Source organism: Streptomyces sp. Mut1, from assembly GCF_030719295.1.
Classification (GTDB): Bacteria; Actinomycetota; Actinomycetes; order Streptomycetales; family Streptomycetaceae; genus Streptomyces; species Streptomyces castrisilvae.
Genome location: NZ_CP120997.1, coordinates 4436680 through 4449523, shown reverse-complemented (window position 1 = coordinate 4449523; position 12844 = coordinate 4436680). Strand labels below are relative to the sequence as shown.

At 73.0% G+C, this 12844-nt stretch carries 15 protein-coding genes; 5 read left to right on the top strand and 10 right to left on the bottom strand.

Annotated features, from left to right (window positions below):
• Positions 1 to 94: 94 nt before the first annotated feature.
• The gene (locus P8A18_RS19190) at positions 95 to 949 is read right to left on the bottom strand and encodes an oxidoreductase (protein WP_306056081.1); all 855 of its coding nucleotides are present in this window, start codon (positions 947 to 949) and stop codon (positions 95 to 97) included.
• A gap of 66 nt (positions 950 to 1015) precedes the next feature.
• On the opposite strand from P8A18_RS19190, the gene P8A18_RS19185 reads away from it, so the two are divergent.
• Positions 1016 to 1684, top strand: a complete 669-nt coding sequence (locus P8A18_RS19185) for a helix-turn-helix domain-containing protein (protein WP_306056079.1) — start codon at positions 1016 to 1018, stop codon at positions 1682 to 1684.
• Positions 1685 to 1698: 14 nt separating this feature from the next.
• Here P8A18_RS19185 and P8A18_RS19180 read toward each other — a convergent pair whose 3' ends face one another.
• Complete coding sequence (locus tag P8A18_RS19180) at positions 1699 to 2067, bottom strand: VOC family protein (protein WP_306056077.1); 369 nt, start codon at positions 2065 to 2067, stop codon at positions 1699 to 1701.
• Between the two features lie 232 nt (positions 2068 to 2299).
• Positions 2300 to 3154, bottom strand: coding sequence for an NAD(P)H-binding protein (locus P8A18_RS19175; RefSeq protein WP_306056076.1), 855 nt, complete (start codon positions 3152 to 3154; stop codon positions 2300 to 2302).
• A 114-nt stretch (positions 3155 to 3268) separates the two neighbouring features.
• Here P8A18_RS19175 and P8A18_RS19170 point away from each other — a divergent pair, with 114 nt between their 5' ends.
• A complete protein-coding gene (locus P8A18_RS19170; protein WP_306056075.1) occupies positions 3269 to 3883 on the top strand; it encodes a TetR/AcrR family transcriptional regulator in 615 nt (204 codons plus the stop codon).
• A gap of 149 nt (positions 3884 to 4032) precedes the next feature.
• Here P8A18_RS19170 and P8A18_RS19165 read toward each other — a convergent pair whose 3' ends face one another.
• The 7 genes from P8A18_RS19165 to P8A18_RS19135 all read right to left on the bottom strand — a co-directional run bounded on the left by P8A18_RS19165 (position 4033) and on the right by P8A18_RS19135 (position 9285).
• A complete protein-coding gene (locus P8A18_RS19165; protein ID WP_306056074.1) occupies positions 4033 to 4422 on the bottom strand; it encodes a VOC family protein in 390 nt (129 codons plus the stop codon).
• On the bottom strand, positions 4419 to 5132 hold the full coding sequence (locus P8A18_RS19160; protein WP_306056073.1) for a VOC family protein: 714 nt from the start codon (positions 5130 to 5132) through the stop codon (positions 4419 to 4421). The genes P8A18_RS19165 and P8A18_RS19160 overlap by 4 nt, the downstream gene beginning before the upstream one ends.
• 88 nt (positions 5133 to 5220) lie before the next feature.
• Positions 5221 to 6222 carry an endonuclease/exonuclease/phosphatase family protein gene (locus P8A18_RS19155; protein ID WP_306056071.1) on the bottom strand — a complete coding sequence of 334 codons (1002 nt, stop codon included), beginning with the start codon at positions 6220 to 6222 and terminating at the stop codon, positions 5221 to 5223.
• Between the two features lie 47 nt (positions 6223 to 6269).
• Positions 6270 to 6890, bottom strand: coding sequence for a TetR/AcrR family transcriptional regulator (locus P8A18_RS19150; RefSeq protein ID WP_306060997.1), 621 nt, complete (start codon positions 6888 to 6890; stop codon positions 6270 to 6272).
• Between the two features lie 83 nt (positions 6891 to 6973).
• A complete protein-coding gene (locus P8A18_RS19145) occupies positions 6974 to 7654 on the bottom strand; it encodes a DUF4166 domain-containing protein (RefSeq protein WP_306056070.1) in 681 nt (226 codons plus the stop codon).
• On the bottom strand, positions 7651 to 8595 hold the full coding sequence (locus P8A18_RS19140) for a hypothetical protein (RefSeq protein ID WP_306056069.1): 945 nt from the start codon (positions 8593 to 8595) through the stop codon (positions 7651 to 7653). The genes P8A18_RS19145 and P8A18_RS19140 overlap by 4 nt, the downstream gene beginning before the upstream one ends.
• A gap of 198 nt (positions 8596 to 8793) precedes the next feature.
• Positions 8794 to 9285, bottom strand: coding sequence for a hypothetical protein (locus P8A18_RS19135; RefSeq protein ID WP_306056067.1), 492 nt, complete (start codon positions 9283 to 9285; stop codon positions 8794 to 8796).
• Positions 9286 to 9372: 87 nt separating this feature from the next.
• Between P8A18_RS19135 and pip the strand changes: the two genes are divergently transcribed.
• The 3 genes from pip (at position 9373) to P8A18_RS19120 (ending at position 12770) form a co-directional block, all read left to right on the top strand.
• Entirely contained in the window at positions 9373 to 10350 is a 978-nt protein-coding gene (gene pip, locus P8A18_RS19130; RefSeq protein WP_306056065.1) for a prolyl aminopeptidase, read from the top strand.
• A gap of 59 nt (positions 10351 to 10409) precedes the next feature.
• Positions 10410 to 11405 carry an aldo/keto reductase gene (locus tag P8A18_RS19125; RefSeq protein WP_306056064.1) on the top strand — a complete coding sequence of 332 codons (996 nt, stop codon included), beginning with the start codon at positions 10410 to 10412 and terminating at the stop codon, positions 11403 to 11405.
• A 387-nt stretch (positions 11406 to 11792) separates the two neighbouring features.
• A complete protein-coding gene (locus P8A18_RS19120) occupies positions 11793 to 12770 on the top strand; it encodes a peptidoglycan-binding protein (RefSeq protein WP_306056063.1) in 978 nt (325 codons plus the stop codon).
• Positions 12771 to 12844 lie beyond the last annotated feature (74 nt).

Here is a 12844-nt window from a genome sequence, read left to right as displayed (position 1 = left end):
GACACCCCCCTCCCACTGTTCCCCGAACGCGCCGCGCGCGTCGAGGCCGCGGGCAAGATCACGCCAGGGGCGAGGGCATGCCCGGCCGGGGTGGTCAGCCCCGCAGCTCGGCGATGTCCTCCTCGCTGAGGACGAGGTCGCCGGCCGCCATGTTCTCCTCCAGGTGGGCGAGGTCGCCCGTGCCGGGGATGGCGAGCATCACCGGGGACGAGGCGAGCAGCAGGGCGAGCTGCACCTGCGCGACCGTCGCGCCGATCCGGGCCGCGACCTTCTCCAGCCGCCGCGTGTCGAGGGGCTCACGGCCGCCGCCGAGCGGGAAGAACGGCACGTACGCGATCCCGGCGGCCTCGCACTCCGCCAGCAGCGCCAGGTCGTCGGCGTACGGGTTCTGTACGCACGCCACGGGCGCGACGGTACGCGCCTCGGCGAGCTGGGCGGCGTCGACGTTGCTGACGCCGAGGTGCCGGATCAGGCCCTCCTCGCGGAGTTCGGCCAGCGCGGCGAACCGCTCGGCCACGGACTCGCCGCCCGGTGCGCTGAGGCCGCCGACCCTGAGGTTGACGAGATCGAGGCGGTCGACGCCCAGGGCGCGCAGGTCGGCCTCGACCAGGCCGCGCAGCTGGTCGGGGGTAGCCTGCACGCTCGGCATGCCGTCCGGTCCGGGGAGCGGGCCGACCTTCGTCGCGATGACCAGGCCGTCGCGGTAGGGGGCCAGGGCCTCGCGGATCAGCGTGTTGGCCCGTACGTCGCCCCGGGCGTAGAAGGCGGCCGTGTCGATGTGGTTCACGCCCAGCTCCACGGCGCGGCGGAGCACCGCGATGCCGTTCTCCGGGGTGCGGGTGGGGCCGTCGAACGTGCTCATCGGCAGGCGCATGGCGCCGAAGCCGAGGCGGTTGACGGGGAGGTCGCCGCCGAGGTCGAAGGTGCTGGGGTGCGTGGAGATCGTCATGGCCTCATGGTGTCGCGGGCTCCCGGCGCGTCCCAGTCCGTGGCAGTTTGCTGCCAGACTTACGGAATGCGGAACGAACAGATCTTCTCCGTCCGCGGGGACGCGGAGCTTCTCGCGCGCGCCGGTCACTTCTTCGAGTCCGCCCGCACGGACTTCCTGTGCGCCGCCCGGGACCTGAGCACCTGGGCGCAGCCGGAGGCCAGGGCGGCGATCCAGCGCCGGATGCGCCCCGCGGCCTCCCCGGGCTTCACCACGCGCAAGCTGCTCAGCCCGGTCGCGCTGACCGATGAGGGGTCCCGCGCGCACCTGCGGCAGGTACGGAGCAACGGGGCGCAGGTGCGGATCACCGACTCGGTGCTGCCGCACGAGACGATCATCATCGACCGGCGCGTGATGATCCTGGCCGGCCGGGACTCACCGACCGGCCGCGAGTACTCCGTGACGACGTCGCAGAACATGATCGACGGCGTCCACTCGCTGTTCTCCGCGATGTGGGACCAGTCGACGGACTACGACGCCTACCTGCGCACCGACACCCCGCACCTGGACGCCGACGCCCGCGTGATCCTCGAAGCCCTCGGCTCCGGCCTCACCGACGCGTCGGCCTCCCGCCGCCTCGGCCTCTCCCTGCGCACGTACCGGCGCCGCGTGGCCGACCTGCTGGTCACCCTGGAGGCCGGCTCCCGCTTCCAGGCGGGGCTGCGGGCGGGCGAGCTGGGGCTGCCGGGGCGCTGATGGTTCGCGGGGCCTTATCCCCGCGGGATCGGCTGGGTGAGGTTCACCGCGTTGCCGTCGGGGTCGCGGATGTGGGCGACGCGCTGTCCCCACGGCATGTCGCTGGGGCCACCACTGACCGAGCCGCCCAGCGCCTCCACCCGGTTGAACGTGGCGCGGACGTCATCGACGCCGATGCTCAGCAGAATGCGCGGCGCCGCCCCCGGCTCCAGGTCCGGCTTCGCCACCACCCCGAGATCGGTGTCACCGATGCGCAGGCCGAGGTAGAAGGCCGGGCCCTCCGCCGGCACCCGGAAGATCTCCTCGGCGCCGAACAGATCCGTATAGAAGCCGACCAGAACGTCCTGGTCGGCGGTCAGGATGACGGGCTGAATGGTGGACATGGCACTCCTGTCGTGAACGATCGCGTCACTGGATGGACCGTTCGCGAACGCGGAACTCATCGGCGGGGTTTCGGCCGGGGCCGCCGGACTCGGCCGGGCCACCGACTAGGCCGTCGATCAGGCCGTTTCGCTCGGATCACGCGGCGGACCGACGGAAGACGCGGGCGAGGTGGCCCTCTGCCGGGCAGATGGTGGCGGCCTTCTCGTACGGTCACGACGCCTCGCCACTGCCTCAGACTGCGATGTGAGCTGCGAGCCGTTCGGCGACGGTGCGGGGGTTGCGGCCGAGCAGTTCGGCCAGCAGGGGGCCGGTTTCGGCGAAATGGCCGGCGCGGGCAGCCTGGTACCAGGTGAGCATGAGCCGGGCCATCTGCTCCGGGACACCGATCGCGACCTGGTCGGCCAACCACCGTTCGTCGTCCAGGACGACACGCTCAACCGGACGACCGGTGAGGTCGGAGGCAGTCTTGGCGACCTCGCCGAAGGTGACCGCGTTCGGCGCGGTGAGATCGACGGAGCCGTCGAAAGCGCGGTCCCCGGCGAGAACGACCGCGATGGCCTCGGCGATGTCGGAACGGTCGGTATAGGGGACGGGGCCGTCCTGCGGCTGGGCGATCACGCCGGTCCGCTGCCATGGGCCGAGCACCTGGTCAAGTGGACCGTAGGCGCCGTTCCGCAGCGCGGTCCAGGCGACGCCCGAATCGCCGAGAATCGCCTCGGTGGCGATGTGGATGCCCGACGGTCCGTACGGGTTGCCGGGGACGGCGCCCTGCTGGCTGGTGTAGAGGATGCGCCGGGCTCCGGCCGCGACCGCGGCCTCGACGGCGTTGCGGTGCAGGCCGACCATGTCGGCGTGCGGGTCGTTCCCGGATACCAGAAGAACCTGCTCGGCACCGGCGAAGGAGGCGCGCAGTGCGTCCGGATCCTCGTAGGTGCCCTGCCGTACGTGTACGCCGCGGTCGGCGAAGTGCCGCGCCTTGGCGGGATCGCGCACGCTGACGCCGATCCGGTCGGCCGGTACGCGCTTGAGCAGGTGCTCGACGGTGGTACCGCCCAGCCCACCCGTGGCGCCAGTCACAACGATCATGGTTTTGGCCTCTCGGGCTCGTAAGTTGACCACCGGGGTCAGATTTTGTTCCGGTCACGACCGTAAGTAAACTGACCACATGAGTCAAGTTGTACCGGCGAGCGGAACGGGACGGTGAGTGCGGTGCCTTCGGAACCCCGGCTGCGCGCCGACGCCCGGCGAAATTCCGAACAGATCCGCTCTGCCGCGATCGGCGCCTTCCGGGGGCAGGGCCTGACGGTGCCGCTGGAGAAGGTCGCCGAGGCGGCGGGGGTGAGCAAGGCCACGATCTTCAACCGGTTCGGCGGTCGGATCGGCCTCATCGAAGCCGTCATCGAAGAACTCGTGGCGAGTCAGCTGTTCGCCGTCATCGACCATGCGCGGGCCATCGATGACGTGGGTGAGCGGATCACGTACTACCTCACCGAGCTCCGCGACCTCCAGTACCGCCAGCCCGCCTTCAACGACGTGCTGTTGCAGACGTATCCGCATTCACAGCAGCTGATGGAGATCTGCCGGGTCGGAAGCGAGGCCAACGAGGAGATCGTCGCAGCGGCGCGAGCCGCCGATGTGCTGCGGCCGGAGTTCACGGCGGGCGACCTGCACGCACTCGTCGTGGACAACGCCCTCGCCCTCAAGCACGGCGAACGGCCTCCCCGGGACGGCTACGACCGCCGCACCATCTACCTCCTTGACGGAATCCGGCGCGCGCCCGCTCCCCGTCACAGCGGAGGGCCGGGGCGCCCTTGACGCCGGTCAGGGGTGAGGGCGACGCACATGCCGAGGCCGATACGACGGCTGCCCCGTGAACGACCGGGCACATCCCCGATGACCGGGAGGTCGACGCAGGCGCGGCCGGGGACGCCGGATTCCGCCCCGAACCAGCACCCCGGGTGCCGCTACGGCGCCAGCGTCCGCAGCACGCAGAATTCGTTGCCCTCCGGGTCCGCCATCACGACCCAGGTGCGGTCCGGGCCCTGGCCCACGTCCGTGCGGGTGGCGCCGAGGGTGAGGAGGCGGGTGACCTCTTCCTCGGTGGTGCGGTCGATGGGGCTGACGTCGAGGTGGAGGCGGTTCTTTCCGGCCCTGGACTCGGGCACCTGGAGGAAGACCACCGTGGGCGGCATCTGGCGGGCCCGTACCTCCTCCACGGTCGGCACCCAGGAGCCGATCTCGACCTTGCCCTCGGCGCGGTCGATCACCGTGAAGTCCAGGACCTCGCACCAGAAGGCGGCGAGGCGTTCCGGGTCGTGGCAGTCGACGGCGAGTTCGGTGAACCTGCTGGTCATGGCCGCGCCTTCCGGAGCGTGAACTCGTTGCCGTCCGGGTCGAGCAGCACGCCCCCGTCCGGTCCTCGCCGCGCGCCCAGGCCGGTCAGGCGGGTGGTCTCCGCCGCCTCGTCCGCGTCCGGCGGGAGTGTCAGCTCGAAGTACAGGCGGTTGGGGTCCGTCTTCGGGGCGACCGGCGGGCCGCCCCAGGTGAGCTTCGTGCCGCCGTGCGGGGACTGGACCGCGGTCTCCTCGTCCTGGTCCCAGACCAGCGGCCAGCCCAGCGCCTCGCCCCAGAAGTAGCCGACCGCCCGGGTGCCGTCGCAGGCGACCGCCCCGATGGCGCCGGTGTCGGCGAGGAACTTGTTGCCGGCCTCGATCACACAGAACTCGTTGCCCTCCGGGTCGGCGAGGACGATATGGCCCTCCTCCGGCTTCTGACCGACGTCGATGTGCCGGGCGCCCAGCTCCAGCGCGCGGGCCACCGTCCGCTGCTGGGCCTCCGGGGTGGCGCTCGTCAGGTCGAAGTGGCCCCGGCTCGTGAGGTCCTTGGCCTCCTGGTTCGTGACGAAGCGGAGGTCGAAGCCGTGGGCGTCGGGGGCCAGGACCGTGAACTCATCGGCTGCGGGGCTCGGTTCGGCCTGTTCCCGGTTCAGGAGCGCGGCCCAGAAGCGGGCCAGGTCCGCCGGGTCGGTCGCATGGAAGCCGATCGCTGACAGGTGGGGCGTCATGTTCCGTACGTCTCCGAATCGTTGGCGGGGCGCCCGCGCAGCCTAGGGACGGGGTGCGGAGGGCGCACCCCGTTTTTTGGGGTGCCCCTCAGTCCAGCGCCACCCGTGCCGTCACCGGCAGGTGGTCGCTGCCCGTGGCCGGGAGGGTGTGGATGCGGCCGACCGTGGCTCCGCGGGCCATCACCTGGTCGATCCGGGCCAGCGGGAAGGACGCCGGGAAGCTGAACGCGAAGCCGCGTTCCGGGGCGTTGAGCCGGGAGGTCAGGGGGGTCAGGCCTCGGTCGTCCACCGTGGCGTTGAGGTCGCCCAGCACGATCACCGCGTGCGTCTCCTCGGCGGCCAGGGCGTTGCCCAGCAGGCGGGCGCTCTCGTCGCGTCGGGCGGAGGCGAGACCGCCGGGGCCGATCCGGATGGACGGCAGGTGGGCGACGTACGCGGCGACCTCGCCGTGCGGGGTGTGGGCGAGCGTGCGCAGGCCTCGGCTCCAGCCCTCCGTGATGTCCTCGGGCTTGATGTCGACCACCCGGGTGCCGGAGAGGCGGTGCCTGGACCAGATGCCGACCGTGCCCCGGACCTCGTGGAACGGGTAGTGCGCGGCGAGGGCCTTCTCGTACCGGGGCAGCGCCTCGGGCACCAGTTCCTCCAGCGCGATGAGGTCGGCGCCCACGGCGTCCAGCGCTCGGGCGGTCCCCGCCGGGTCGGCGTTCACATCGCTGACGTTGTGCTGCACCACGACCAGGTCGCGGGCGCCCGGGTCCGGCGCCGGGAGCAGGAGGCCGCCGAACGCGTACGACCAGGCCGTCACCGGCAGGAGCAGCGCCAGGAGTGCGAGGAGGGACCGGCGGAGCACGGCGAGGGCGAGCAGGGGGACGACGGCCAGGCCCAGCCAGGGCAGGAACGCCTCAAGGAGGCTGCCGAGGCGGCCCGGGGTGTTGGGCACCGCCCGGTGGGCGACGAGCAGGAGCGCCGTCAGCGCGGCGAGCGCGGCCAGGACGCGCCCCCGCCGCCAACGGCCGGGGCGGTCCCACGCCCGCCGGGAGAAGGCGGACCTCGCCGCCCCAGCCGCACCACTGACCGCTTGCTTCACCATGTCCCCATGTGTCCCGTCCGCCCCTGTCGTCGCTTCCGAGGACGGGTCTACGGGTGCGAGCGGTTCCCCCCGGCCCTGCGCAGCCTGGAGCGTACGGCGCGCTGCGCGACCGGGCCGAGGCCCTCCAGCGCGGCGGCGAGCGCGGCGAGCTGGTCCAGTGCGGCCAGCGCCTGACCGGCCCCGTCCGGGTCGACGCCCTCGTACAGCTCCAGGCCGACGAAGGCCGCGGAGGCCGCCTTCGCGAGGCCCGCGACGTCCACGAACTCGGCGAGCGGCGTGCCCGCCAGGACCCGGCCGAGGACCCGCTCGATCTCCTCGGTCCACAGCGTGAGGCCCGCGGCCGTGGCGGTCGCGAGGCGCGGCTGCGTCTGGCCGCCGGCGAGCAGCTGCCCCAGCACCGCGACATGGCCGCCCGCACGTTCGGAGGCGTTCAGCTCGCGGGCCACGGCCAGGAGTTCGCCCAGGGAGCGGACCCGGTCCAGACGTTCGCGGTAGGTCGCGAGGCGCTGCTCGGCGCCGTGGCGGCAGGCCGCGGCGAGCAGTTCGTCGACAGTGCCGAAGTGGTAGAAGACCAGCGCCTGGTTGACCCCGGCGGCGGCGGCGATGCTCCGCGCGGAGGTCTTGGCGATGCCCTGCTCGGTGAGCGTGGCGAGGGCGCCGGCGAGCAGCTTCGTCCTGGTGTCCTCGCCGGAGGGCGTCCGGCCGGTGCCCGTCCGCTGCGCCGCGCCCGTGGCCGCGCGCTTCCGCTCGCTCACGCCCGTGCCTCCTCGCGTACCGGGCGCAGGTCCGGGCGTACGCCGTGCGCCTCCACGTCCGCGTACTCCGCGGTGAACGAGCCCTCGTAGCCGAACAGCGGGCCGAAGCGGCGGTTGGTGACCGAGACCTGGATACGGAAGCGGCCCGCCGCCTCGTCGAACGACTCCCTGACCACCGCGTCGCCCCCGATCAGATCCGGCACCCGGGCGTCCACCGGGCCCTCGCGGAAGCGGTGTTCGCCGGAGCGGATGACCAGGGCGCCGGCCTCGTCCACCGCCAGGTGCAGGTCGGTGGCCAGGTGCTGATGCGTACCCAGGTAGTCCACCACACAGCCGCGCTCCGGGCTGTGGACCATCGTCGCGTCGAACCGCCGGGGCCCGTCCGGGAAGGCGAACGTCCTCACGAAGGTCACCGTCTCGCGGCCGAAGGAGTCCGTGAACGGGACGTTCTCGATGGTGAACGGGACATCGCGGCCGGCGCGCGGGACGAGGATGTGGCGTATCCCGCCCAGCGCGAGGAACGGCCGCATCCACGGGCCGCCGTGCCACACCCGGTCCATCACGCCGCGCCCGACGCAGGATTCGCCGCTGTCGAGGCCGACGGAGAAGCGGCGTTGTACGCGCGGGTGGAGGCGGTCGAAGTCGGCCCCCAGGGCCTGCTGGAAGATCGAGGTCATGGTCGCTCCAGACGGTGGAGAAGGGCGGGCGGCGCGGTGGCACCGCGCTCGGGCGGGCGGCGCAGGCAGCGGGCGGCCGACGGGGTGCCCGGCAGCGGCGGCAGGAGGACGGCGGCGAGCAGGACCGGTACGGCGAGCAGGAGGGCCGGTACGCCGGCGAGCGGCGACGGCACGGGGGCGAGGGACGCCGACCACGCCGCCAGGACCACCACCGCCGGCCGGACCGCCGCCTCCGCGAGTCCGCGCCGCAGCGCGCGCTCCGGCGTGATCCCCCGCTCGCACCACAGCCGCAGCCGGTCGAACGACCAGGCGGTGGCCCAGCCCATCAGCGGGCGGAAGAGCAGACGGTCGGCGAGCCGGCCGGGGCGGCCCCAGCGGGGCTCGTAGTCGTAGCCGGTGAGGAAGCGGATGCCGCCGCCCACCCGGCCGCCCTCGCTCTCCGGGCCGACCCCGCCCTCCCGGATGCCGCTGCCCTCCGGGCCGCCGCCGCCCGCCCGGCCGCCCCCGTCCTCCGGGGTGCCGCCGTCCGCCGGGCCGCCGTCGCCCTCGCCCTCCCGGATGCCCTCGTCCTCCGGGCCGACCCCGCCCGCCCGGCCGCCCTCGCAGGACACGGGCACGGGCACGGGCACGTACCGCCAGTAGCCCCGGCCCTCGGTGAGGAACGACAGCGGGTGCGCGCAGGCGAAGCGGAGGGCGGACGTCCGGGTGCCGTCGGGGCGGTGGCGCTCGCCGGCGCTGGTGCCGGTCCCGGCGACGAGGAGCCCCGGCAGCACCCGTACCCCGTAGGTGAACCGCTGCGGCTCCCCCTCGGCGCGCGGCAGGTAGGCGATGCGGGTGAAGCGCAGGTCCCAGCGCTGGTGCTGTGCCGGGTCCTGGGTGCGTTCCCAGACGCACTCCAGACCGGCCCGTATCCGCGCCTCGATGTACAGGCCACCGCCCACGCCCCGCACCCCCTCCGGCGATTTGAGCGGTCGCTCAAATCGCGGTGCAGCAGAGAGTAGGGGAGTTTGAGCGAGTGCTCAAGTCAATGGGCGTGCGGACACCGGGGAGGCACGTACGACCAGGGCATGTCCGGCGGATGTTCGCGGGGCCGCGAAGATCCGCCGGACAGGCCTTGAGTGCCCCCGGGCGGGGAAGGCTCAGCGGTCCGGGAAGCGTTCCCCGCACGCGCCGCAGTACACCGGCGCGGACTCCTGGGACATCCGCCCGCACGCGGGGCAGACCCGGTCCAGCGCGCAGGGCGCCTCGCCGCCCTCCCGTGCCGGCGCCGCCGACTTGATCGTCAGCCCCGGGCGGCGGCGGTGCACCGTCAGATAGGCGAGGCCGTCCGGACCCGCCTTCAGGGAGCGCCGGGAGGTGCGGGGCAGCCAGGTGGCGGTGGTGGCGGTGAGGGTGAGGGGCGTACCGCCGTCGCCGGGGACGAGGCGGCCGCTGCCGGCGAGGATCACGAGGAGGACGTCGAGCACGTTCTCCTGGTGCTCCCCCACCTCCGCGCCCGGGGGCAGCCGCACCAGATTGGCGTCCAGCTCCCTCCCCTGCCGGTCGAGCTGCCACAGCGCCCCGCGATCGTCGGGGGCTGCGGCGGCGAGCAGATCGTCCAGTACGGCCAGAACCTCAGGAGTCGCATTCACGAAGCCAGGCTACGACCGCCGGGCCCCGCGGACTGCCCTTAGGCTGTGCCTCTTTGCCGCGTGCCACCGAACGAGGGAGACAACGTCATGGGGCGCCACCCCGATGAGAAGTACCCGCCGATCGAGCCGTACGACCGGGGCATGCTGGACGTCGGCGACGGCAACCTCGTGTACTGGGAGGTCTGCGGCAACCCCGAGGGCAAGCCGGCGGCCGTCGTCCACGGCGGGCCGGGGTCCGGATGCACCGAGCGGGCCCGGTCGAGCTTCGACCCGGAGCGCTACCGCGTCGTCCTCTTCGACCAGCGCAACTGCGGCCGCTCCACCCCGCACGCGAGCGACCCGGCCGTCGACCTGCGGTACAACACCACGGACCACCTGATCGCCGACATGGAGCGCCTCCGCGTCCACCTCGGCATCGACCGGTGGCTGCTGCACGGGGGTTCCTGGGGCTCGACGCTGATCCTCGCGTACGCCGAGCGCCACCCGGAGCGGGTCACCGAGATCGTGATCCCGGCCGTCACGACGACCCGGCGCTCCGAGATCGACTGGCTGTACCGGGGCGCGGGCCGCTTCTTCCCCGAGGCGTGGGACGACTTCCGGGCGGGTGTGCCGGAGGCCGCGAGCGACGCGACCCCGGACGTGCTCGCCGCGTACGCCCGGCGGACCGTGGACCCCGACCCGGCCGTACGGGCGCGGGCGACGGCCGGCTGGTGCGCCTGGGAGGACGCGGTGCTCTCGCAGGAGGCGTACACGGGACCGCCCCCGTTCAGCGGCAGGCCCGGCCGGGACCGGGCGGCGCTGGTGCGGATCTGCTCGCACTACTTCTCGCACGGCGCCTGGCTGGAGGAGGGGCAGCTGATCCGGGACGCGGGGCGGCTGGCCGGGATTCCCGGGGTGCTGGTGCACGGGCGGATGGACATGGGCGGGCCGCTGATCACCCCGTGGGAGCTGGCGAAGGCGTGGCCGGACGCGGAGCTGACGGTGATCGGGGACACGGGCCACCTCGGCGGCGCCGCGTCCACCCGCGCGGTGCTGGCGGCCCTGGACCGGTTCGCGGGGGCGTAGGCCGTGTCCCCGGGGCGGTGCTTGCTTCGAGCGCGCTCGAAGGAGTTGGGTTGGGGTCCATGAAGTACACGCAGCTCGGACGCACCGGACTCAAAGTAAGCCGCCTCGTCCTGGGGACGATGAACTTCGGCCCCCAGACCAACGAGAGCGACAGCCACACGCTCATGGACGCCGCCCTGGACGCGGGCGTCAACTTCTTCGACACCGCGAACGTCTACGGCTGGGGCGAGAACAAGGGCCGCACCGAGGAGATCCTCGGCACCTGGTTCGCGCAGGGCGGCGACCGCCGCGACAAGGTCGTGCTCGCCACCAAGGTCTACGGGAACATGGGCCCGGACGGCGAGGCGTGGCCCAACCACGACAAGCTGTCCGCCGTCAACATCCGCCGGGCCGTCGATGCCAGCCTGAAGCGGCTCCAGACCGACCACATCGATCTGTACCAGTTCCACCACGTCGACCGGTCGACCCCGGTCGAGGAGATCTGGCAGGCCATCGACGTACTGATCCAGCAGGGCAAGATCCTCTACGCCGGCTCGTCCAACTTCGCCGGCTACAAGATCGCCCAGGCCAACGAGGTCGCCCGGCAGCGGGGCAGCTACGGGCTGGTCAGCGAGCAGTGCATCTACAACCTGATGGAGCGCGGCGCCGAGATGGAGGTCATCCCGGCCGCCCGGGAGTACGGCCTCGGCGTCATCCCCTGGTCGCCGCTGCACGGCGGGCTGCTCGGCGGCGCGATCCGCAAGGAGCGCGAGGGCGGCGGCGCCCGGTCCACCTCCGGCCGCTCCGGCGAGGCGCTGGCCGACCCCAAGGTGCGGGCGCAGGTACAGGCGTACGAGGACCTGCTGGACAAGCACGGTCTGGAGCCCGGCGAGGTGGGCCTGGCGTGGCTGCTGACCCGGCCCGGCGTCACCGGTCCGATCTCGGGCCCGCGCACGCGGGAGCAGCTCGACTCCGCGCTGCGGGCGGTGGAGCTGGAGCTTTCGGCGGAGGTGCTGGCGGCCCTGGAGGAGATCTTCCCCGGCCCCGGCCCGTCGCCGGAGAACTTCGCCTGGTAGGTCCGTAAAGGCGTCCTAGCCGAGGGCGGCCGCCACGGCGACGACGGCGAACATCAGCACGAGCACGGCTGCCATGATGCGGTTTCTGGTCTTCGGGTCCACCCGACGAGCGTAACCGGCCCGGCATACGTGAACGCGACGCGGCCCCGTCCCGGATGATCCGGGACGGGGCCGCGACGCGTTCAGTGCAGCGTTCAGGCCGACCGCGTGGCGCAGCCGTGCGGGGCCGGACGGGGCCGGACGGGGCCGCGCGCCTATGGCCGGATCGGTACCACGTCCCTAAAGTCTATGCGGGTAGATATCTTGGCGTGCTCACTTCAATACTTGTTCCGCGAAGTGGTCACGCCGACAGCCGGTGCCCGATTCAGTGGACCTGAGGGAGCGAACATGTGCGATTCCTGCTCAACGGCGGACGAGGCGACGGCGGACGGAAGGGAACAGCGCGGCGGGCTCTCCCGTCGCGGGGTGATCGCCGGGACGGGGCTGGGACTGGCCCTTTCCGCGCTGGGACTGCTGACGGGGGCCACGACGGCCTCCGCGGCCACGGCGAAGAACGGGGCATGGCTCAACCCCGCCCTCGGCCGTTTCCCCGCCGGCGGACAGTACGGCGCCCCCCGGGGCGGCGGCGCACACGCCGGGCAGGACGTCTCGAACTCGACGGGTACCGCGGTCTACGCGGCGGCGGCCGGCACGGTCGTCCGCCGGTCATGGGGCGGCGGCATCGCCGGCCGGACCGGCAACGCCCTGGTCGTCTCGCACGGCAACGGCCAGTACACCTACTATGGCCACCTCAGCGTGTACCGGGTCGCACTCAACGCCACGGTCGCCGCCGGACAGCGCATCGCCGACATGGGCGCCACCGGCAATGTGACAGGACCCCATCTGCACTTCGAGACCCACTCCGGAGGGATCGGCGTGACGGTCAACCCGGTCACCTTCATGGCCACCCGGGGCGTGGACCTGGGCGGCGGCTGGCCCAGGATCGACCCCGGCGCGAGCGGGAAGACGGTCGTCGTCATCCAGTACCTGATGACGCAGCGTGGCTACAGTCTGGTCGCCGACGGACAGTACGGCTCGGTCTCGTCCGCCGCCGTGAAGCAGTTCCAGAAGGCCAAGGGCCTGGTGGCCGACGGCCAGGTGGGCCCGGCGACCTGGCCCCATCTCGTCTACACCCTGCGGCAGGGCGGCAGCGGATCGCACGTCCGGGCCCTCCAGAACGCCCTCAACCGACGCAGCGCCGGCCTGGCGGTCGACGGTACGTTCGGCGCGGTCACCACGTCCGCCGTGCGCACCTACCAGAGCCTCAACCGGCTGGTGGTCGACGGCGAGGCGGGTCCGGTGACCTGGAAGGCGCTGGTCGGCTGAGGGCACGCCGCCCCGCGCCAACAGCGCGCCCGCTCCAGCCCCGCGTGGGGGCCTCCCGGCCCCGTGGTCGGTGC